The organism is Salipiger sp. ABN3_019 (genome assembly GCF_056158605.1).
Window position 1 is genome coordinate 161,867 of record NZ_JBSWTP010000003.1, and the last position, 20,276, is coordinate 182,142.

The 20,276-nt window shown below is 65.7% G+C and carries 18 protein-coding genes; 13 read left to right on the forward strand and 5 right to left on the reverse strand.

Annotation, left to right across the window (positions count from 1 at the left end; all coding sequences use genetic code 11):
- Nucleotides 1–40: 40 nt before the first annotated feature.
- Complete coding sequence (locus ACXAD2_RS03340; RefSeq protein ID WP_475166863.1) at nt 41–1,549, reverse strand: ABC transporter substrate-binding protein; 1,509 nt, start codon at nt 1,547–1,549, stop codon at nt 41–43.
- A gap of 98 nt (nt 1,550–1,647) precedes the next feature.
- Here ACXAD2_RS03340 and ACXAD2_RS03345 point away from each other — a divergent pair, with 98 nt between their 5' ends.
- The gene (locus ACXAD2_RS03345; RefSeq protein ID WP_475166869.1) at nt 1,648–2,319 is read left to right on the forward strand and encodes a GntR family transcriptional regulator; all 672 of its coding nucleotides are present in this window, start codon (nt 1,648–1,650) and stop codon (nt 2,317–2,319) included.
- A 15-nt stretch (nt 2,320–2,334) separates the two neighbouring features.
- Here the strand turns inward: ACXAD2_RS03345 and ACXAD2_RS03350 are convergent, their stop codons facing one another.
- Nucleotides 2,335–2,946 (reverse strand): TetR/AcrR family transcriptional regulator, encoded by a 612-nt coding sequence (locus ACXAD2_RS03350; RefSeq protein WP_066111824.1) that lies wholly within the window; start codon nt 2,944–2,946, stop codon nt 2,335–2,337.
- Nucleotides 2,947–3,095: 149 nt separating this feature from the next.
- Here ACXAD2_RS03350 and ACXAD2_RS03355 point away from each other — a divergent pair, with 149 nt between their 5' ends.
- The 7 genes from ACXAD2_RS03355 to ACXAD2_RS03385 all read left to right on the forward strand — a co-directional run bounded on the left by ACXAD2_RS03355 (nt 3,096) and on the right by ACXAD2_RS03385 (nt 9,474).
- Nucleotides 3,096–4,166, forward strand: a complete 1,071-nt coding sequence (locus tag ACXAD2_RS03355; protein ID WP_066111826.1) for a putative urea ABC transporter substrate-binding protein — start codon at nt 3,096–3,098, stop codon at nt 4,164–4,166.
- A 21-nt stretch (nt 4,167–4,187) separates the two neighbouring features.
- On the forward strand, nt 4,188–5,006 hold the full coding sequence (locus tag ACXAD2_RS03360; RefSeq protein ID WP_164183301.1) for an ABC transporter permease: 819 nt from the start codon (nt 4,188–4,190) through the stop codon (nt 5,004–5,006).
- On the forward strand, nt 5,006–5,767 hold the full coding sequence (locus tag ACXAD2_RS03365) for an ABC transporter ATP-binding protein (protein ID WP_475166871.1): 762 nt from the start codon (nt 5,006–5,008) through the stop codon (nt 5,765–5,767). Before ACXAD2_RS03360 ends, ACXAD2_RS03365 begins: the two co-directional genes overlap by 1 nt.
- A gap of 61 nt (nt 5,768–5,828) precedes the next feature.
- Nucleotides 5,829–7,142, forward strand: coding sequence for an NtaA/DmoA family FMN-dependent monooxygenase (locus ACXAD2_RS03370; protein ID WP_066111832.1), 1,314 nt, complete (start codon nt 5,829–5,831; stop codon nt 7,140–7,142).
- Nucleotides 7,143–7,205: 63 nt separating this feature from the next.
- Nucleotides 7,206–8,000, forward strand: coding sequence for a creatininase (locus ACXAD2_RS03375; RefSeq protein WP_203595434.1), 795 nt, complete (start codon nt 7,206–7,208; stop codon nt 7,998–8,000).
- Complete coding sequence (locus ACXAD2_RS03380; RefSeq protein WP_475166874.1) at nt 7,997–8,764, forward strand: SDR family NAD(P)-dependent oxidoreductase; 768 nt, start codon at nt 7,997–7,999, stop codon at nt 8,762–8,764. The genes ACXAD2_RS03375 and ACXAD2_RS03380 overlap by 4 nt, the downstream gene beginning before the upstream one ends.
- A complete protein-coding gene (locus tag ACXAD2_RS03385) occupies nt 8,761–9,474 on the forward strand; it encodes an SDR family NAD(P)-dependent oxidoreductase (RefSeq protein ID WP_475166877.1) in 714 nt (237 codons plus the stop codon). The genes ACXAD2_RS03380 and ACXAD2_RS03385 overlap by 4 nt, the downstream gene beginning before the upstream one ends.
- 9 nt (nt 9,475–9,483) lie before the next feature.
- On the opposite strand, the gene ACXAD2_RS03390 is transcribed toward ACXAD2_RS03385, so the two are convergent.
- Nucleotides 9,484–10,266, reverse strand: coding sequence for a transglutaminase-like domain-containing protein (locus ACXAD2_RS03390; protein WP_475166879.1), 783 nt, complete (start codon nt 10,264–10,266; stop codon nt 9,484–9,486).
- Nucleotides 10,267–10,520: 254 nt separating this feature from the next.
- Nucleotides 10,521–11,414, reverse strand: a complete 894-nt coding sequence (locus ACXAD2_RS03395; RefSeq protein ID WP_193789571.1) for a LysR family transcriptional regulator — start codon at nt 11,412–11,414, stop codon at nt 10,521–10,523.
- A gap of 203 nt (nt 11,415–11,617) precedes the next feature.
- Between ACXAD2_RS03395 and ACXAD2_RS03400 the strand changes: the two genes are divergently transcribed.
- From ACXAD2_RS03400 to ACXAD2_RS03420, 5 genes are read left to right on the forward strand one after another with little or no spacing between them, the layout of a single operon-like run.
- Entirely contained in the window at nt 11,618–13,183 is a 1,566-nt protein-coding gene (locus ACXAD2_RS03400; protein ID WP_475166883.1) for an ABC transporter substrate-binding protein, read from the forward strand.
- A 12-nt stretch (nt 13,184–13,195) separates the two neighbouring features.
- Nucleotides 13,196–14,119 carry an ABC transporter permease gene (locus ACXAD2_RS03405; RefSeq protein ID WP_066111844.1) on the forward strand — a complete coding sequence of 308 codons (924 nt, stop codon included), beginning with the start codon at nt 13,196–13,198 and terminating at the stop codon, nt 14,117–14,119.
- 12 nt (nt 14,120–14,131) lie between these two features.
- On the forward strand, nt 14,132–16,144 hold the full coding sequence (locus ACXAD2_RS03410) for a dipeptide/oligopeptide/nickel ABC transporter permease/ATP-binding protein (RefSeq protein WP_475166885.1): 2,013 nt from the start codon (nt 14,132–14,134) through the stop codon (nt 16,142–16,144).
- A gap of 1 nt (nt 16,145) precedes the next feature.
- Nucleotides 16,146–17,243: an oligopeptide/dipeptide ABC transporter ATP-binding protein gene (locus tag ACXAD2_RS03415; protein WP_475166889.1), complete on the forward strand. Its 1,098-nt coding sequence runs from the start codon at nt 16,146–16,148 to the stop codon at nt 17,241–17,243.
- Between the two features lie 50 nt (nt 17,244–17,293).
- The gene (locus ACXAD2_RS03420; protein WP_475166892.1) at nt 17,294–18,679 is read left to right on the forward strand and encodes an LLM class flavin-dependent oxidoreductase; all 1,386 of its coding nucleotides are present in this window, start codon (nt 17,294–17,296) and stop codon (nt 18,677–18,679) included.
- 204 nt (nt 18,680–18,883) lie between these two features.
- Here ACXAD2_RS03420 and ACXAD2_RS03425 read toward each other — a convergent pair whose 3' ends face one another.
- Nucleotides 18,884–20,251 (reverse strand): LLM class flavin-dependent oxidoreductase, encoded by a 1,368-nt coding sequence (locus tag ACXAD2_RS03425; protein ID WP_475166896.1) that lies wholly within the window; start codon nt 20,249–20,251, stop codon nt 18,884–18,886.
- Between the last annotated feature and the right edge of the window lie 25 nt (nt 20,252–20,276).

Here is a 20,276-nt window from a genome sequence, read left to right on the forward strand (position 1 = left end):
TCTCGCCCGGCCCCGCGCGGGGGCCGGGCAGGGCCAGCGGTTACTTCCAGCCGAAGCTGAAGAAGCGGACCAGTTCGTCATCGGTCGGGGTGAACTCCATTTCCGGGCTCATCACGTAGTTGACGTTGTAGGTCCAGAGCGGCACCCAATAGGCCTCGCTGGTGATCTTGTTCAGCGCGTTGGAGTAGAGCGCCTGCCGCTCTTCCTTGTCGTTGGTGCTGTCGGCGGCCTCGATCCAGTCGATCACCTCCTGATCGCGCGCATCGTCCTGCGGCCCGCCGGTGAAGAACTCCGAGGTGATCGCCGAAGCGTCTGCCACCGAGTTCGAGCCCCACGTCAGGAAGGCCATCGGCACTTCGCCCTTGCGGTGCTTCTCGCGCAGGGCCGAGTACTGCATGTAGTTGAGGTTGGCGTTGATGCCGACCTTGCCCAGAAAGCCCATGATCGCCTCGGCGTAGGGCCGGTTGCGATAGGCGTAGAAGTCGATGTCGAACCCGTCGGGATAGCCCGCCTCGGCCAGCAGTTCCTTGGCCTTCTCGGGATCGTACTCATAGCCTTCGACGCTCTGGTCGCAGGCGAATTGCGCGGGCGAGCAGGCGGTGTCGATCACTTCCGACGAGCCCTTGACCAGCGCATCGACGATCGCCTGACGGTCGATGGCGTGATAGACCGCCTCGCGCACCTTCTGATCGGTCATCGGCGTGTCGCCAGCGCGGCCAGCGGCGTCCATGGTGATGTAGCCGACGCGCATCGCCGGGGCGTTGACCACCTGATACTTGCCCATAGCGTCGAGCTTTTCCGCCTGATCGGCGGGCATGTTCCACAGGAAGTCGAGCGTGCCGTTAAAGAACTCGGCGATCTGCGTGTTGGTGTCGGGAACGGTGCGGATGTCGACCTTGGCGACCCCGGCCTTGCCCTTCGGCCCTCCGTAGTAATCCTCGAACCGCTCGAGAACGAAGTGCTTGCCCGGCTCCAGTTCGGTCACTTTGAAGGGGCCGGTGCCGACGGGCTTCAGACCCATGCCGCTCGGGCCAACTTCGGCATAATATTCATCGGGATACATGGCGACGGGACCGGCAAGGAATTCCTCGGCCGCCGGGAAGGGCGCGCCCAGGATGATGCGCACGGTGTAGTCGTCGACCTTCTCGGCGTGGTCCATCCAGCCGACGTTGGCCATGTTCTTCACGCCGTTTTCGGGATCGGTCACATAGTTGACGGTGAACACCACGTCATCGGCGTTGAACGGCTCGCCGTTGTGGAAGGTCACGCCCTCGCGCAGCTTCAGTTCGAGCGTAACGTCGTCGATCCACGTCCACTCGGTGGCAAGGTTGCCCTTATACTCGCCAGTGTCCGGATCGCGGTACAGCAGGCCGTCCCAGACCGAATGGTTGAGCAGCAGGCCCTCGCGCGCGGTGTTGAAGTAGACATCCGCGGTTTCAAGTTCCTTGTTGAAGGCCATGTTCACCGTGTCACTCGCCTTATCCGCGAAAGCGGGGGCAGAGAGACTCGCGCAAAGCGCGGTTCCGGCGAGAAGTTTCCACGTTTTCATGGTGTTGTCCTCACTGTTGGCATTTTCGTTATTTGTATTCTTTTGATTATTCCTGTATACAATCTGGGGGGATTGCATATCGTCAAGGATTTTTCTCGATGTCCGACAACTCCAGAACCGCCACCCGGATTTGCTCAATTATCGAGCAGCGGATCGCGTCGGGTGCATATCAGGATGGCGACAAGCTGAGCGAAGTGGCGCTGGCCGAGCAACTCGAGGTGTCGCGCACGCCGCTGCGCGAGGCGTTTCTGACGCTCGAAGCGATTGGTCTGGTGGAGTTGATTCCGCGCCGGGGTGCCTTCGTGCGGCGGCCCTCGATGACCCGTCTGGTCGAGATGTTCGAGGTGATGGCCGGGCTTGAGGCGTGGTGCGTCCGGCTGGCGGCGCAGCGCATCACACCGGCGCAGCGGCTGTATCTGCGGCGCGCGGCGCAGGATTGTGAGGCGGCGCTGCAAGAGGGCGCCGCGGATCGCTACTATGAGGCGAACAACCGGCTGCACGGGATGATCTACGAGGCGTCGGGCAATCAGGTGCTGGCCGAGGAGGCGAAACGCATGGACCGGCGGTTGCGCCCGTTCCGGCGGCGGCAGCTCGACGTCACCGGGCGGTTGGAGAAATCCATGCAGGAGCACATGGGCATTCTCGATGCGATGGAGCGCGGCGAGGCCGATCACGCCGCCGAATTGATGCGCCAGCACATCAACTCGCTGAGCAGCACCTATGATGTCTATCTCGCCTCGCTGGGCGAGGATGCGCGGGATCGCCGCTGAGCTCTGCCAAAGGCGTCAGGGCGCGGGCTGAAGATAGTCGAGCAGCTGGTCCCGCACGTCGCGCAGGTTGTTTTCAAAGGCAAAATCGTTGCGCGCGGGGCCGCCGAAGAACACGCCGTCGATGGCGATCGAGGTCAGCCGCGCGGTGCGCTCGGGGTCGACCTCGCGGAACCGGCCCTCGGCCATGCCGTCGAGGATGGCGTGTTTCAGCGTCTCCCGCTCGCGCGCATAGAACTCGTCGATGATCGCCAGCGCCTCGGCATCGCGGCTTTCCTGAGCGCCAAAATCGCTCATCAGCTTGACCATGCGCATCAGGCGCGGCGCGGCCTCGATGGTGGCGTCGATCCACACGTCAGCCGCGCCGAGCGGGGCACCGACATCCTTGGGCAGATCGTCGAACATCACCAGAAAGTCGTCCACCGCGTGCCGCAGCGTGGCGTGCACCAGCCCCTCTTTATTGTCGAAGTAGTGGTAGAGCAGCGCCATGTTCACGCCGCAGGCCGCCGCGATCTGCCGCATGGTGATCGAGGCGAAGTGCTGATTCGCACACAGCTGCAGCATCTCATCGAGGATCTGCGTGCGCCGCTCGGCCGGATCGAGCCGTTTTCTGGTTGCGGTCCTGGCCATGGGGACTCTCCGTTCACGCCGCGCCGTCGTAGCGAACTCATCAGGTGATTAATAGCGCATTTTTTATACATATTAAAAACTTGATTTTAACTATTCAACGCTCGTTTAGTTAGAGCATCGAACATCTCTTTCCCTCCCGGAGACACTCCATGCGTATTTCCCGACTGCTTCTTCTGCTTGCTTCCGCGGCCTCGGTCGCCTTCACCGCGCCCGCTCAGGCGCAGGAGAAGGAGACGTTCAAGGTAGGTTATGTCGTCTATGTGGGCTTCATGCCTCTGGCTTGGATGCGCACCGAAGGGCTGATGGAGGCGTGGGGCGAGAAATACGGCGTCGACGTCGAGCTTATCCAGATCAACGACTACGTGGGCTCGATCAACCAGTTCATCGCAGGCGATCTCGACGCGGTGGCGGTGGCGGGCATGGACGCGCTGACCATGCCGGCGGCGGGCGGGGTGGATACCTCGATCTTCCTGATCACCGATTATTCCGACGGCAACGACATGCTGATCTCGCGCAGCGCCGAAAAGGTCGAGGACCTGCTCGACGATGAGGTCTGGCTGCTGCAGTACTCGGTCTCGCACTACCTGCTGAACCGCGCGCTGGCCGAGGCCGGGATCACCGAGCCGTGGCGGGTCAAAAGCGTGAACATCTCGGATGCCGAGATCGGCGCCGCCTATGTCACCCAGCCCGAGATGAAGCATGTGGCGACATGGAACCCGATCGCCGCCGAAATGCTGAACCAAGTGCCCGAGAGCAACGTGCTGTTCGACAGCTCGGACATCCCCGGCGAGATCATGGATGTGTTCATCGCCCGCACCGAAACGCTGGAAGAGCACCCCGAGTTCGCCAAGGCGCTGACCGGCGCGTGGTACGAGGCGATGGAAACCATGGCCGCCGAGACCGGGGACGAGCAGCCGATGGCCGAGGTTATGGCGTCGGCCATGGGCACGGATGTGGCGGGCCTGTCGGTACAGGTGGACCAGACGCATTTCTTCACCACGCCCGGCGATGCGGCGGCCTTCCTCTCGGCGGACAGCAGCCGCGACATCATGGACAAGGTGCGCACCTTCAGCTTCGAGCAGGGGCTCTTTGGGCAGGGGGCTTCCAGCGTCGACGCCATCGGCATCGAGGTCGGCGGCACGGTGCTTGGGGACGAGGGCAACGTGAAGCTGCGCTTCGATCCGAGCTTCTCGGAGATGGCCGCCGCGGGCGAGCTGTAATCGGCGACCCGAGACGTTTCCATGCGCCGAGCCATCAACCGGCTTCCCTCCCGCAGGAGTAAAATCCTGCTGGGCGCGATGCCCTTCATTCTGGTGATCGCGGTCTACGCGGTCACCTCCGAAGCGCGACACGCCGTCGATGCTTCCGACAAGCTTATGCCGGGCCTCGAAGCCTTTCGCACCGCCATGTCCCGCCTGATCTTTCAGGTCGACATGGCGACCGGCAAGAAACTCTTCTGGGCCGACACTTGGGCCTCGCTGTCGCGGCTGGGGATCGGCCTTGGCCTGTCGGCGCTGATCGGCCTCGTCATTGGCGTGCTGGTGGGGTTCATCCCCTATCTGCGCGCCATCTTCGAGCCCTTCTTCGCCGCGCTGTCGCTGGTTCCGCCGCTGGCGGTGCTGCCGATCCTCTTCATCCTCTTCGGCCTCGGCGAGCTGTCGAAGACCGTGCTCATCGTCTTTGGCATCGCGCCCTTCATCATCCGCGACGTGATGCTGCGGGTGTCGGAAATCCCGCGCGAGCAGATCGTCAAGGCGCAGACCCTTGGCGCCTCGACGTGGCAGATGATCCTCGGGCTGGTGCTGCCGCAGGTCGTGCCGCGGCTGATCAGTTCGGTGCGGCTGTCGCTGGGGGCGGCCTGGCTTTTTGTCATCGCTGCCGAGGCGATCACCGCCGAGGCAGGCCTTGGCTACCGCATCTTCCTCGTCCGGCGCTATCTCGCGATGGATGTGATCCTGCCCTACGTCGTGTGGATCACCTTCCTTGCCTTTGCGATGGATTACGCGCTGCGCCTCGCGCATGACGCGATCCCCTGGACGCGCTTCCGGGAGGGCGGCTGATGGCCATCATCACCTTCGACAATGTCTCCAAGACCTATGGCGAGACCGTGGTGCTCGAGAACATCAACCTGTTCATCGACGACAACGAGTTCCTCGCGGTGGTCGGGCCTTCGGGGGCGGGCAAATCGACGCTGCTGCGCATGCTGCTGAGCCAAGAGGCTCCGAGCGGCGGGCAGATCCTCATCGATGGCGAGCCCATCGCGCCAGAGCCCATGCCCGACCGGGGCATCGTCTTTCAGCGCTACTCGGTGTTCCCGCACCGGACGGTGATCGGCAACGTCATGACCGGCCCCGAATGGCAGGCGGCTCCTTTGATGGGGCGGCTCTTCGGCAGCGCCCGCGCCGATCTGCGTGACCGGGCGCAGGCGATGCTCGATCGGGTCGGGCTGGGCGGACATGCGGCGCTTTATCCGGCGCAGCTTTCGGGCGGACAGCAGCAGCGGCTTGCCATCGCGCAGGCGCTGATGACCAAGCCCAAGGTGCTGCTGCTCGACGAGCCCTTCGGCGCGCTCGACCCCGGCACCCGCAAGGCTATGCACCAATTGGTGCTGGAGCTGTGGGAAGAGCATCAGATGACCGTGGTGATGGTGACCCATGATCTCTCCGAGGCCTTCCATCTCGGCACGCGGGTCATCGCCGTGGACAAGCGCCGCCACGATCCGCATGCGCCGCACCGCTACGGCTCGATCATCACCTCCGACTTCGAGGCCAAGCCGCGGCTGGCCCGCAGCCTGCGCCGCGCCGAGCGCGCGGCGGGCTGATCCCCCCTTCCTCCCGAACTCAGCCAGCTTTGGCTGGCGCATTTGCAAGGACGACCGACAGATGACCGACAAACGCTTTCACCTCGCATGGTTCATGAATTTCACCCCCGACGAGTGGCGCGCGCCCTTCGGGCAGGGCGGCTACCCGTGGGACGGGCAGTTCTACATCGAGATGGCGCAGACGTTGGAACGGGCCTGCTTCGATTACATCATGATCGAAGACAAGCTGATGGTGCCCGAGACCTTCGGCGGCGACCGCAAGTTCTCGCTGGCCAACGGCATGATGGCCCCCAAGCACGATCCGGCGCCGCTGGCGGTGGCCATGGGCATGGCGACGCGCAACCTTGGCGTGGTCGCCACCATGTCGACCATGGCCTATCCGCCTTTCATGCTCGCCCGTCTCAGCTCGACCATCGACAGTCTGACCAAGGGCCGCTTCGGCTGGAACGTGGTCACCTCCGCCGAGGATCTGGCCGCGCAGAACTTCGGCATGGACGTGCTGCCCCCGCGCGAGCAGCGCTATGCCATGGCCGACGAATATATGGATGTGGTGGGCCAGCTCTTTGACAGCTGGGATGCCGATGCCGTGGTCCTCGACCGCGAGAACGGCGTCTACGCCGACAGCACCAAGGTGCGCAGCATCGATTTCGAAGGCGAGTTCTTCAAGGTGCGCGGGCCGCTCAACACCGTGCCCTCGCCGCAGAAGCGCCCGGTCTACGTGCAGGCCGGTGCCTCGCCGCGGGGCCGCGATTTCGCCGCGCAGCACGCCGATAGCATCGTCTCGGTGGCCAATGGCATCGAGGGGATGAAGGCCTTCCGCGATGACATCCGCGCCCGCGCCGAGAAGATCGGCCGCAACCCCGACGACATCAAAGTGCTGTTCTGCGTCACCCCCACGCTTGGCGAGACCGAAGAGGACGCCCGCGCGAAATACGAGCGCGGCACCACCGCCGATCATTTCGTCAACGACGTGCTGGCTTCGATCTCGGCGATCACCGAGATCGACTTCTCGCAATATGATCTCGACAAGCCGCTGCCCGAGAAACTGGTGACCAACGGTGAAAGCGGCACGCTCGACAAGTTCCAGCAATGGGGCAGCGGCAAGACCTTGCGCGAACTGGCCGCTGCCGAGGGCGGCGGGCTGGTCTCGTCGATGGAGCTGATCGGCACCCCGGCGCAGGTCGCCGACAAGATGGGCGAGGCGATGGCCGAAGTGGGCGGGGACGGTTTCCTGATCACCACCCCGGTGCTGCGCGTCAGCCGCCATTACCTTGTCGAGATCGCCGACGGGCTGGTGCCCGAACTGCAACGTCGCGGCCTCGTGCGCACCGAGTACAAACACCAGCTGCTGCGCGACAACCTCAAGGAATTCTGAGGACAGTCGCGAAGATGCGCGGGCCCTTCGCGGGGCCCGCGCGGCAACAAGGAAAGCCCGATCATGACCAGCCCCGCCCAACCGCCCGCACCCTCGCCGGTTCTGATGGCCGAGATGACATGGCCCGAATATGCCGCCGCGCTGGAGCGCAACCCGGTGGTTTTTCTGCCCACCGGCGCGCTTGAACAGCACGGCCCGCATCTGCCGATGGGCGTGGATCACATGCTGCCGCTGGCCATCGCTGAAGAGATCGCCCGCGACATCGGCGGCGTGGTCGCCGCGCCGGTCTGCTATGGCTACAAATCGATGACCCGCTCGGCGGGCGGCCCGTTCTTTCCCGGCTCCACCGGGCTCGACGCGGCAACACTGACGGGCATCGTGCGTGACATCATCCGCGAGTTGGTGCGCCACGGCGTGCGGCGGATCTGCGTGCTCGATGGCAACTACGAGAACCTGTGGTTCCTCAACGAAGGCATCGATCTGGCGATGCGCGACGCGGCGGGCAAGGATTTGCGGGTCATGTGCCTGCAGCATTGGGATTTTCTCACCGAGGACACGCTGGCGCAGGTGTTCCCCGAGGGCTATCCGGGGATCGAGCTGGAACATGCGGCGGTGCTCGAGACCTCGCTGATGATGCATTTCTACCCGCATCTCGTCCGCACCGATCTGATCCCCGACAACAAGGCCGCCTATGCTCCGCCCTATGACGCATGGCCGCCGCACCGCGACTGGGTGGCGCCCGAGGGCAACCTTGTGTCCGCCGCCGGAGCGAGCCCCGCGAAGGGCGCGCTGATGGCCGAGCAATACCGGCGCGACATCGGGGCTGCGGTGCGCGGCGAGTTCGGGCTCGGCGCATGAGCGCTGCGGGACGGGTTCAGTTCGATTTCACCGGCCAGAACGTGGTGGTGACCGGGGCCAGCCGCGGCATCGGGCAGGGCATCGCCGCCGCCTTTGCCGCTGCCGGAGCCTCGCTGTGGATGCTGGCCGAGGATGACGGGATCGAGCCCGCTGCCGACGCGCTGGGTGCGACGCCGCTGCGCTGCGATATCCGCGCGCCCGAGGCGGTGGCCGAGGCGCTGGCCCCGCTTGGGCGGATCGAAGTGCTGGTGAACAATGCCGGGATCGAGCGGCCCACGTGGCTCGATGATCCGGCGGCGGGCAAGGTGGCCGCCGAGGTGCTGAGCATCAACGTCATGGGCACCGAGCATGTCACCCGCGCGGCGCTGCCGAAGATGGGGCAGGGCGGGCGCATCCTGCTGACCTCCTCGATCTGGGGCAAGACGGCGGTGGCTGGGTTTTCCGCCTATGCGGCGTCGAAACACGCGATGCTCGGGCTGATGCGCAGCTGGGCCAAAGAGCTTGGCCCACGCGGCATCACGGTCAACGCGGTCTGCCCCGGCTGGATCGGCACCGAGTCCGCGCTCGCCTCGGCGCACGAGATGGCGCGGGTAGAGGGGCGCACACAAGAGGCGGTGATGGCCGACATTCTGGCGGCGCAGGCGATGCCGGGTCTGATGCTGCCGCAGGACATCGCGGCGCTTTATCTTTTCCTCGCCAGCGCGGGCGCGGCCTGCATCAGCGGGCAGGCGGTCTGCATCGACCGCGGCGAGACACTGGCATGAGCGGCCCGCTGAGCGGAGAGGTGGCGCTGGTCACGGGCGGCAGCCGGGGCATCGGGCGCGCCATGGCGCTGGCGCTGCGCGAGGCCGGGGCGGCGGTGGCGGTCTGCCATCCGCGCGATCCGCAGGCGGCGGATTTGCCGCAAGACATCCTGCAACTGCCCGCCGATGTGACGCTTGAGACCGAGGTCAGCGACATGTTCGCCAGCCTACAGGCCCGGCTCGGCCCGGCGACGCGGGTGTTCGCCAATGCCGGAATTCTCGACGAGGCCCCCCTGCGCGACACCTCTGCCGAGGCGTTCGACCGGGTGATCGCCGTCAACCTGCGCGGCGCCTTCCTGACCGCGCGCGCTGCGGCGCGGCAGATGCCGGGCGGGCGGATCATCTTCACCGCCTCGGATCTGGGCTATCTGGGCGCGGCGAATACCGTGGCTTATGCCGCCTCGAAGGGCGGGATCATCGCCATGACCCGCAGCCTCGCGCGCGAACTGGGGCCGCAGATCCTCGTCAACGCCATCGCGCCCGGCCCGGTGGAGACCGATATGACTGCTGGTATGACCCCCGAGGCGGTGGCCCGCGATCTTGCCACGCCGCTTGGCCGCTTCGGCACGCCCGAGGAGATCGCCGCCATGGCGGTGTTTCTCGCCGGGCCGGGGGCGGGGTTCATCACCGGACAGGTCTATGGCGTCAACGGCGGCTCGGCGATGTACTGACGGCGCGCCTCAGCCGGGGATCTCGGTCACGCTCACCTCCTGCCGGACCAGCGTCGCCGGGGCCTGCGATTCCATGAAGGCGATGTCATAAGCGTCGCGCCCCACGGCGATCAGCGCCAGCGCGTCCGGGCGGCACATGCCGGTAGGGTCCACCGGGTGCCAGCGCCCCTCCAGCCAGACCTCGGCCAGCGCGTGAAAGTCAGGCGGCGTGACGCAAGGCCCATAGGCGGCAACCATGCGCGCGGGGATCTGCGCCGCCCGCACCATGGCGCAGAAAAGATGAGCGTAATCGCGGCACACCCCCTGCCGCGCCGCGAAGGTTTCCAGCACATGGGTGTCGGCATCGGAACTGCCGGGGACATAGTCCAGCTCGGCCTCGATCCAGTCGCGGATCGCCAGAACCTTTGCGCCGCCCTGCAAATGGCCGAAGCGCCGCGCGACGAAGGCGACGAATTTATCCGACAGGCAATAGCGCGAGGGCCGGATGAACGGCGCGGCCTCGGTGGTCAATTCGTGCAAAGGCGCGGCGCGCAGCGTCTGAAGCGGCAGATCGGGGCGCGTCACCTCAACCTCGGCGCGGTAGCTCAGCCGCATCTCGTCGCCGGGCACCTGCACCCAGAGGCGGCTTCCAAGGTCCATGTCGCCCGCGATCCGCGTCACCTGCGCATCCCCCAGATCAAGCTCGGCGCTATTGACCGTTTGTCCTGCGGTCTCGGCGGCTTCGATCACAAGGGTGACCGTGTTGGGCATGGCGAACTGATAGTGCATCTCTACGTCGATCATCATGCGCATCCGGCACCCCCGGTCTGATTGGTCCTCTCGGTCTCAAGATGGCGCGCGCGCCGCGCTTGTCACGCAATCTTGGACCTGCGCCGGAGAGGTCGAGGCAAAGTGCGCGATTCCGACGGGAAATGGCGGAAATTCACGCGCGGCGGGGCGCGCCAACCGATGAAGATGCATATTCGATTGGCATTTTCGCCGTATCCGAAATTTTGCTTTGGCGGCGCTCCATAACCTGAAGTTCAGGGTGAGCGGCCTCGCGGCCTTCAATGCGCCCGCCTTGGGGCGGTGACCGCCAGCATGTGTTCGACGAATTTCCGTGCGATCAAGGTCTGCGGTTTCAGCGGGTTCTGCAGCAAATAGATCGGCACCGAGAGTTCCTCGGCCAAGGGGCGGATGACCGCGCCAGCCGCCTCGAAGAGCTTTGCGGATTCCTCGTCGACGATGCCGATGCCATGGCCGTCCGCCGCCATCCGGCACAGCATCGCGCCATGCGCCACATCCACCTGACTGCGGATGCTGTAGCCCGCCATCAGCATCGCCGCTTCGAACTTCTTGCGGATCTCATCCGCCGCGCTCAGCGACAGCAGGCGTTCCTCGTGCAAATGGTCCAGCCGGATGTGCTTTTCGGCGCAAAGCCTGTGGCCGCGCGGCAGAATGCAGACCGATTGCAGATCGAAGAGCCGGGTCTTTTCGACCATCTTGTCCTCGCTGCGGGCCTGCGACACGCCGATATCAAGCTCGCCGCGCGCCACCAGTTGCACCGTTTCGGGCGAACTGCGCGAGCGGAAAGACAGCGAAAGATCGGGGTATTCGTGCAGGAAGTCGCACATGGTCTCGGGCAACCACGCGGTCGAAAGCGCCGGGATACAGCTGATCTCGAGCCGCGCATGCTCCAGCCGCACAAGGCTTTGGGCAAAGCTCTCGAGATGGCCGAAACTTTCCGTCAGCCGGGCCGCTTCAAGGTAGAACGAGCGGCCCTCGTCAGTGGGTTGCAGCCCCTTGGCGCCGCGCAGGAACAGCCGCACACCCAGCTCTGTCTCCAGCAGTTTCAAGGACTTGCTGACCGCGGGCTGCGAGAGATCCAGCCGCTCTGCCGCCGCCGTCACCGAGCCCGCCTCAAGCGCGGTGACAAAGATTTCGCACTGTCTGTAATTCATGCCAAAGCCATAACTCAAAGATATATACATGCCCCAAACATAATTTGACAGAAAAGATAACGCTTGGGCAAGCTGAGGTTACTCCATGGCCGGAGGGGGCCGCAGAATGCTCCCCGCCAGTTTCCGGAATCGCTGATTTTCCGACTTAACCCCGTCGCTTAGCCGCTTCGGGGAACAGCAACCTACAGCCAACAGGGACTGACATGACACGTATCCTCCCCTCTCTGCTCTCCCGCTCGGGTCTGCGCTCGGTGACCGCCTCGCTGCTGATGGCCACGGCGCTGCCGCTCGCCGCTCTGGCCGCGCCCGAAGGCGAGCTGCGCATCGCCGTGGGCGCTGATGCCAACACTTTCCATCCGCATGTGAACTCGCTGCCGGTGGGCAATGCGGTCGACGGGCTGGTCTTTCAGCAGCTGTTCCGCATCGACGGTGACAACAAGGTGGTTCCGGCGCTGGCCAAGGAGTGGGACTGGTCCGAAGACGGCATGACCTTCACCGTCACCTTCGAGACCGGCCATAAGTTCAGCAACGGCAAGCCGCTCGACGCCGCAGCCGTCGCCGCCTCGTTCAACCAGCTGCTCGACCCCGACAGCGGCTCGATCTACGCCGGTCTTTACGCCTCGCTGGGCGAAGCCGAAGCGCAGGGCGAAGACACGGTGGTCTTTCACATGGCCGAAAAGAACGGCCACGTGCTGATGCTTCTGGCCAACACCGCCGCCAGCATCATCGACACCGAGGCCAATGCCGAGATGGGCGCCGAATACGGGTTCTACCCGGTCGGCTCGGGCCCCTACATGGTGGATGAGTTCATCGGCGGCGAGCGGTTCAGCCTCGTGCCGAACCCCGACTACGAGGGCCCGCGCCCGGCGACGCTGGAAAAGATCACCTTCATGGCGGTCCCCGAGGACGGCTCGCGCATGGCGCTGCTGGAGACCGGCGAGGTGGACATCGTCGACCGCGTTCCGGCGGAATCCATCGACACGATCAATGCGCTCGACAATGCCGAGGTGATCCTGCCCGACAGCATGTTCTCGATCTCCATGGAAATGGTGCTGAACGGCCCGCTCGAAGACAAGCGGGTGCGCGAGGCGCTGAACATCTCGCTCGACCGCGATGGCATGGTGCAGGGCATTCTAGGTGGCCTTGGCACGCCCTCCGAAGGGCAGGTCGGTCCGGGCACCGAGGATGCGCTGCGCGTGACCTTCGAGCCCAAGCCCTATGACGTCGAACGCGCCAAGGCGCTGCTCGAAGAGGCGGGCTATGGGCCGGGCAACAAGCTCGAGCTGACGGTGAACTGCCCCAACGGGCGTTACATCAAAGATGCGCAGGTCTGTCAGGCGCTGGTCGGCCAGTGGCAGGCGATCGGCATCGACGCGCAGGCCCGCGTTCTGGACCTGCCGAGCTGGTCCGCCGCGCACCGCGTGCCGCTGGAAGAGCGCACCTATGACATGTCGATGATCGGCCGCGCCACGGCGGGGATCGACTTCACCCTCTACCGCCTGTTCCACACCGGCGTCAGCGCCAACACCACCGGCTTCAGCGACGAGCGCGTTGACAGCCTGCTGGCCGAGGGCCGCGCGACCACGGACATCGACGAGCAGAAAGAGATCTACGCCGAAGTGCAAAAGATCATCTGGGACGAAATGCCCTTTGTCTTCCTGTGGTACCAGAAGCAGGCGATCGGCATCTCGGACAAGGTTGAAGGCTTCACCATCCGGCCTGACGAGACCATGCTGTTCGACGACGTTCACGTCTCGGTCGACGGCTGATCGGGGACGGCCATGTTTGTTCTCAAGAGACTCCTCGTCGCGGTCCCGACCCTCTTCGCTGTCAGCCTGCTGGCCTTCTGGTTCGTGGCCCTGATCCCCGGAGACCCGGCCGCGCAGCTTGCGGGCAACATGGCCACCGATGAGGAGATCGCCGATATCCGGCATCACCTCGGCCTCGACCGCCCGCCGTTCGAGCGCTACGCGCTGTTCCTGCGCGGCGTGGTCGATCCCGAGGTGGCGACCTCCTACCGCACCAGCCGCCCGGTGGTTCAGGAAATCACCGAGCGGTTGCCCAAGACCTTGATCATCGCCGTCGGCGGGTTGGTTATCGGCCTCGCCTTCGGGGTGGTCACCGGGGTGATCTGCGCGCTGCGGCAGGGCGGGTGGTTCGACGCCACCGTCACCGTGCTGACGCTCGCGGGCATCTCGATGCCGATCTACTGGCTGGGGCTGTTATGTATCTGGCTGTTCGCCGTGACGCTGGGCTGGCTGCCGGCAGCCGGAGCGGCGACACCCGCGCATTACGTGCTGCCGGTGCTGGTGGTGGCGACACGGCCCGCCGCGCTCTTCAGCCGCCTCGTCACCGCCAACCTGCTGGAGGTGATGGGCAAGGATTACCTCGACACCGCCCGCTCCAAGGGGCTGGCCGAACGCACGGTGATCCTGCGCCACGCGCTGCGCAACTCGCTGGTGGCGGCGGTCAGCGTCGCCGGGGTGCAATTCGGCGGCATGCTGGGCGGCTCGGTGGTGACCGAGACGGTGTTCGGCGTGCCCGGACTGGGGCGGCTTCTGGTCAGCGCGGTCGGCAGTTCAGACTACCCGGTGATCCAATACTGCGTGCTGCTCTTTGCGGTGTTCTTCGTCCTCATCAACCTCGCGACCGACCTGCTCGGCCAGTGGCTCGATCCGCGGACCCGCGACTACGCGGCCGCCTGACAGGCAGACCTCATGACAATGACATCCACCACAGACGATATCCCCGGCGGCGCCGAGACCGGCGCCCGGCAAGGGCTGCTGCGGCAGACGCTGCTGCATCCAAGGCTCAAGACCCTGCGCCGCATTGCCAACTCGCCCAAGGGCGCCATCGGCCTCGCGCTGGTGACGGTGCTGACCTTCCTCGCCTTCTTCGGTCCCTGGCTGGCGCCGCTCGATCCTTACAAACAGGATTTCATGGCGACGCTGCAGCCGCCCTCGGCAGCGCATTGGTTCGGCACCGATCAGCTGGGCCGCGACGTGTTCAGCCGCATCCTCGTCGGCGCGCGCTCGTCGCTGGGCATCGGCGTCGGCGGCGTGGCGGTGGCCTTCGTCATCGGCGTGCCGCTGGGACTGGCCGCAGCCTATGTGCGCGGCACCTTTGACCAGCTGCTGATGCGCGGCGTCGACATCATGCTCTCGTTCCCCGACATCGTCTTTGCCCTCGCCGTCGTGGCGATCCTCGGGCCGAGCACGTGGAACGTGATCCTCGCGGTGGGCATCGTGTCGATCCCCGTGTTCATCCGCACCACCCGCGCGGTGGCGATGAGCACCCTGTCGGAACCCTTCGTCGAAGGCAGTGTCTCGCTCGGCTGCTCGCCGATGCGGGTGATGGCGCGGCACGTGCTGCCCAATATGGGCGGCATCCTCGTGACCCTGTGCAGCCTGCTGTTTGCCTCGACGCTGCTCAACGCCTCGGGCCTCAGCTTTCTCGGCCTCGGCACCCAGCCGCCCGAACCCGAATGGGGCACCATGCTGGGCGAGAGCCGCTCTTACATTCGCAGCCATCCCTATATGGCGACCTTCCCGGGCCTCTTCCTTGCGCTCTCGGCGCTGGGGTTCAACCTGCTGGGCGAGGAGCTGCGCAACATCTACGACCCCACCGCCGCCAAGCGCCGCAAGGGGCAGGGGATGCTGGCGCGGCTGATCTCTGGCGGCAAGGCGCTGCCCGCCGCCCCGCGTGAGAGCGCCGCCGAGGCCAAGGCGCGGCTCGGGGTGGCCAGCGATGCCGCCGCGCTGGGGCGCGATCTGGAGATCTCCTATCTCACCGAGCGCGGTCAGCTTCCGGCGGTGCGGGGTGTCGATTTCGCGCTGCGCCGCGGGCGCACTCTGGCGGTGGTCGGCGAGTCCGGCTCGGGCAAGAGCACGCTGCTGCGCGCCGTCGGCACCCTGCTGCCGCGCGGGCAGGCGGTGGTCTCGGGCGGTGAGCTGGAGATTGCTGGCAAATCCGCCGCGCATCTGTCGGGCAAAGAGGTGCAGGACCTGCGCCGCCGTCATATCGGCATGGTGTTTCAGGATGCCGCAAGCGCGCTCAACCCGGTGATGACCATCGGCGCGCAGCTGGCCGAGGCGCTGACCTCGGGCACCAGCCTCAGCGCTGCAGAAGTGCGCGCCCGCTCCATCGAGCTGCTCAAGGCGGTGCAGATCGCCGATCCCGAAAGCCGCCTTTCGGCCTATCCGCACCAGTTCTCGGGCGGGATGAAACAGCGCATCGTGATCGCCATCGCACTGGCGCAGGAGCCCGAGATCCTGCTGGCGGACGAGCCCACCTCGGCGCTCGACGTGACCATCCAGCAGCAGATCCTCACGCTGCTGCGCAAGATGCAGAAAGAGCGCGACATGGCGATGATGCTGGTCACCCACGATCTGGGGCTGGTGGCGCGCTATGCCGACGACGTGGCGGTGATCTACGCCGGCCGCATCGTCGAGGTCGGGCCGGTGGACGAGGTGTTCCGCAACGCCCGCCACCCCTACACCCGCGCCCTGCGCAACTCGACGCCGAAGCTGCGCCACGATGGCTCGACCCGGCTGCTTCCGGCGATCTCGGGCGAGCCGCCGATGCTGGGCCGTCTGCCCGAGGGCTGCAGCTTTGCGCCGCGCTGCGCGCGGGCCAAGGGCCGCGCGCCCTGCATGACCATGGCGCCGGATTTGCAGAGCTGCGGCGCGGCCTCGGTGGCCTGTCACTTCGCGCAAGAAGAGGAAGCCTGAGATGCCCAAGGACATGCAGCAAGAGGTCCAATCCGGCGCGGATGTGGTGCTGGACGTGCGCAACCTCAGCGTCGATTTTCCGGTGAACAAATCCTTCTTCCGCACCGGCGCCACCAAGGTGGTGCGGGCGGTGCAGAACGTCAGCTTCTCGGTGCCGCGCGGCGGCTGCTACGCCATCGTTGGGGAATCCGGCTCGGGCAAGAGCACGCTGGCGCGGGCGATCGTCGGGCTGGTGAAGATGACCGCGGGCGAGGTCACCCTTGGCGGGCAGCAGCTGTCCGGCCTCACCCCGCGCGAACGGCGGCAGCTGCGGCGCCGGGTGCAACTGGTGCTGCAGGACCCGCGCGCCTCTATCGACCCGCGGATGCGCGTCTATGACGTGCTGCGCGAGGCGCTGGTGGTGCATGGCATCAAGGGCGGCAAGGACGATCAGCGCGCCCGTATCGAGCGGGTGATCCGGCAGGTGGGGCTGAGCGTGGCGCACCTCGGGCGCTTTGCCAATGAGCTGTCGGGCGGCCAGCGGCAACGCGTCGCCATTGCCCGCGCGATCATTCTCGAGCCCGAGATCCTCGTGCTCGACGAGCCGGTGAGCGCGCTCGACGTGTCGATTCAGGCGCAGATCATCAACCTGCTGGTGGAACTGCAAGAGCGGCTCGGGCTGACCTATGTGATCATCACCCATGACCTCGCGCTGGTCAGCCATTTCGCCGACAGCACCGGGGTGATGTACCTCGGGCGCTTCGTCGAGCAGGGACCGGCCCGGCAGATCTGCGACAGACCGCGCCACCCCTATTCCGAGAGCCTGCTGTCGGTGGTGGCGGGCGAGGACCCGGAGGTGGAGCGCAATCGCGAGGTGGTGCTGCTCGAGGGCAATATCCCCAGCCCGCTCGATCTGCCGACCGGCTGCGCGTTTCACACCCGCTGCCCGCATGCGCGCGTGGTCGCCGCGCGGATCGATCCCGCATCGCGCCAAGAGGTGGCGGGCCACAGTGTGCCGCGCCTCTGCGTCGAGGCAACGCCGCGCGCCGAAACCGGCCCTGCGGGATGCCTGTGCCATTACCCGCTTGCCGCTGCGCAGCCGAACCCGACTGACAATTGATCAAAACACCCCAGAAGATATCCCGGCGCAGTCCGGGAAAGGAGACCAAGATGCCCACGACCCAACGCCGCATGAAGATCGGCATTAACATGGTGCAGAACGGCGGCCATAACTCGGGCTGGCGCCACCCCGATGCCAACGCCGGTATCGCCAATGATTTCAAAGGCTACGCCAAGATCATCAAGCAGGCCGAGGCGCAGAAGATCGACTTCATGTTCCTTGCCGACGGCGCCGCCGTGCGCATCCCGCACAAGGATGCCGACGAACTGAGCCGCCACGGCCATATCGACCGCTTCGAGCCGATCACCCTACTGGCCGCCATGTCGGCGGTGACCGAGAGCATCGGCCTGATCTGCACCGCCTCGACCACCTATAACGAGCCCTATGCGCTGGCCCGCAAGTTTGCCTCGCTGGACCATATCTCGGACGGGCGCGCGGGCTGGAACGTGGTCACCGGCTGGAGCGAAGAAGAGGCGATGAACTTTGGCCGCGACACGCTCATGCAGCATTCCGAGCGCTATGAGCGCGCCAATGAGTTCTTCGATGTGGTCACCGGCCTGTGGAACAGCTGGGACGATGATGCCTTCGTGCGCGACAAGGACGAGGGCCGCTATTTCCGCCCCGAGGGGATGCATCTGCTCAACCACAAGGGCAAACACTATCAGGTGCGCGGCCCGCTGAACCTCGAGCGGTCGCCGCAGGGCTATCCGGTGATCGCGCAGGCGGGCGGCTCGGGTCCGGGGCGCGAGCTGGGCGCGCGGATCGCCGACATCATCTACACCGGCCAGAAGGACAAGGAGATCGCCAAGGAGTTCTACGCCGACATGAAGGCGCGGGTCGCCGCGGCGGGTCGCGATCCGGCGCAGGTGATGATCATGCCGGGGATCATGCCGATCATTGGCGCCACCGAGGAAGAGGCGCAGGCCAAGCTCGACGAGTTGAAGGCGCTGGTCCACCCGGAGGTCGGGCTGCAGTTGATCTCGAAAATGTTCGGCGATCTCAGCGCCTATGATCCCGACGAGCTGGTGCCGCTGCCGCTGCCGGAATCCAACGGTGTCAAAAGCGCCATCGAGCAATGGGAGCGCCGCCTGCGCGAGACCCCGATGACCATTCGTCAGGTCTATGAGGAGATCTCGATCTCTTCGGGCCACAACGTTTGCTGCGGCACGGTCGAGCAGATCGCCGACGTGATGCAGGATTGGTTCGAAGATGGCGCCTGCGACGGCTGGAACCTGATGGCGCCCTATATGCCCGGCGGCGCAGAGGATTTCATCAACCTGCTGGTGCCGGAACTGCGTCGGCGCGGACTGGCGCAGAGCGAATATGAGGGCGGCACGCTGCGCGCCCGGCTCGGGCTGGAGGCCAAGCCCAACCCGCTGGCGGGCCGCGTTTCGGAGAGTTCGGAATCCGAAGAAGCGATCGCCGTCTCGCACTGAGCGCGGCAGATGCATTGATGGTCGCCTTGGGGGCTGCTCCCGTCCCCGGCGCCGAGAGGGCGGGCCTTCGGGCCCGCTCTTTTCGTCTTCACCGCCCGCCGCCGCGCGCGAAATTGTCAGCTGACAAAAAAGCCCCCCGGCACAGAGCCGATGGGCAGTTGGGAAGAAATTTTCGAGGGTCGTCAGGCCTTTGCGGGCCAGACCTCAGGCCATTGTGGTCTCGCGCTCACGGGCGGCGGTGTAGCGGTTCACATGCGCTGGCAGCCCAAGGTTCTCGCGCAGGGTGCGGCCTTCGTATTCGGTGCGGAACAGCCCGCGCCGCTGCAGTTCGGGGACCAGCAGGTCGGCCACATCCGCAGCGCCGCCGGGCAGATGCGGCACCGTCAGGTTGAAGCCGTCGCAGGCGCCCTTGTGGAACCAGTCTTCCATGACGTCGGCGATGTCGGCGGCGGTGCCGATGTAATTGCTCGACGCCTGTCCGGCCTGCTCGAGATAGAGATCGCGGATCGTCTTGCCCTCCTGCCGGGCGCTGGCGATCAGCCGGTCGGCCCAGCCGCTTAGGCTTTCATTGTCGCCCGAGGGTTTGAAATCGGCGGGGATCGGCTCATCCAGCGGCAGCCCCGAGAGATCGCCGAATGTGTCGGCAAGGAACGACAGGCCGACCACCGGCTCGATCAGCTCCTGCATCATCTCGAATTTCTCCTGCGCCTCCTCGCGGCTCTCGCCGATGTAGGTGCGGAAGCCGGGCATCACCCGCAGCGCATCGACGGGGCGTCCGAATTTGGCCAGCCGCTCGCGCATGTCGGCGTAATACTCCAGCGCCTCTTCGACGCTGCGCGCGGCGGTATAGATCACCTCGGCGTGCTTGGCGCCGATGTCGCGCCCGGCGGGGGAATTGCCCGCCTGCACCACGATCGGACGGCCCTGCTCCGAGGGGCGCGCGTTCAGCGGCCCGCGCACGCGGAAGTGCTTTCCCTCGTGGTTCAGCCGGTGCATCTTCGTCTCGTCAAAGAACAGCCCCGAGGCCTTGTCGAGCGGGAAGGCGTCTTCCTCCCAACTGTCCCAGAGGCCGGTGACCACCTCGACGAACTCGGCGGCGCGCTCATAGCGTTCGGTGTAGTCGCGCACCTGTTCGAGACCGAAGTTCTTGGCCTCTTCGTTCGACCAAGAGGCGACCACGTTCCAGCCCGCGCGGCCATGGCTCATCAGGTCGAGCCCGGCAAAGCGGCGGGCGAGGTTGTAGGGCTCGTTATAGGCGGTGGAGGCCGTGGTCACGAGGCCCAGATGCGTGGTCACCGCCGAGATCGAGGCCAGCAGCACCGTGGGTTCGATGTCGGTGATGTAATGGCCGAGGCGGGCCAATGAGCCCTTGGGGGTGTCCTTGGCGCGCACGCCCGCGCCGTCGGCAAAGAAGATCATGTCGATCTTGCCGCGTTCGGCGTGTTTGGCGACGGTGTGGAAATGCTCGATCTCGCTGGCGCCATTGGCCGGCACATCGGGGTGGCGCCATGCAGAGGGGTGATAGCCGACGCCACGCATCGACAGGCCGAGCCGCATCTTTTTGTCAGTCATCTCTTGGATCCGTTCCTTACGGGGA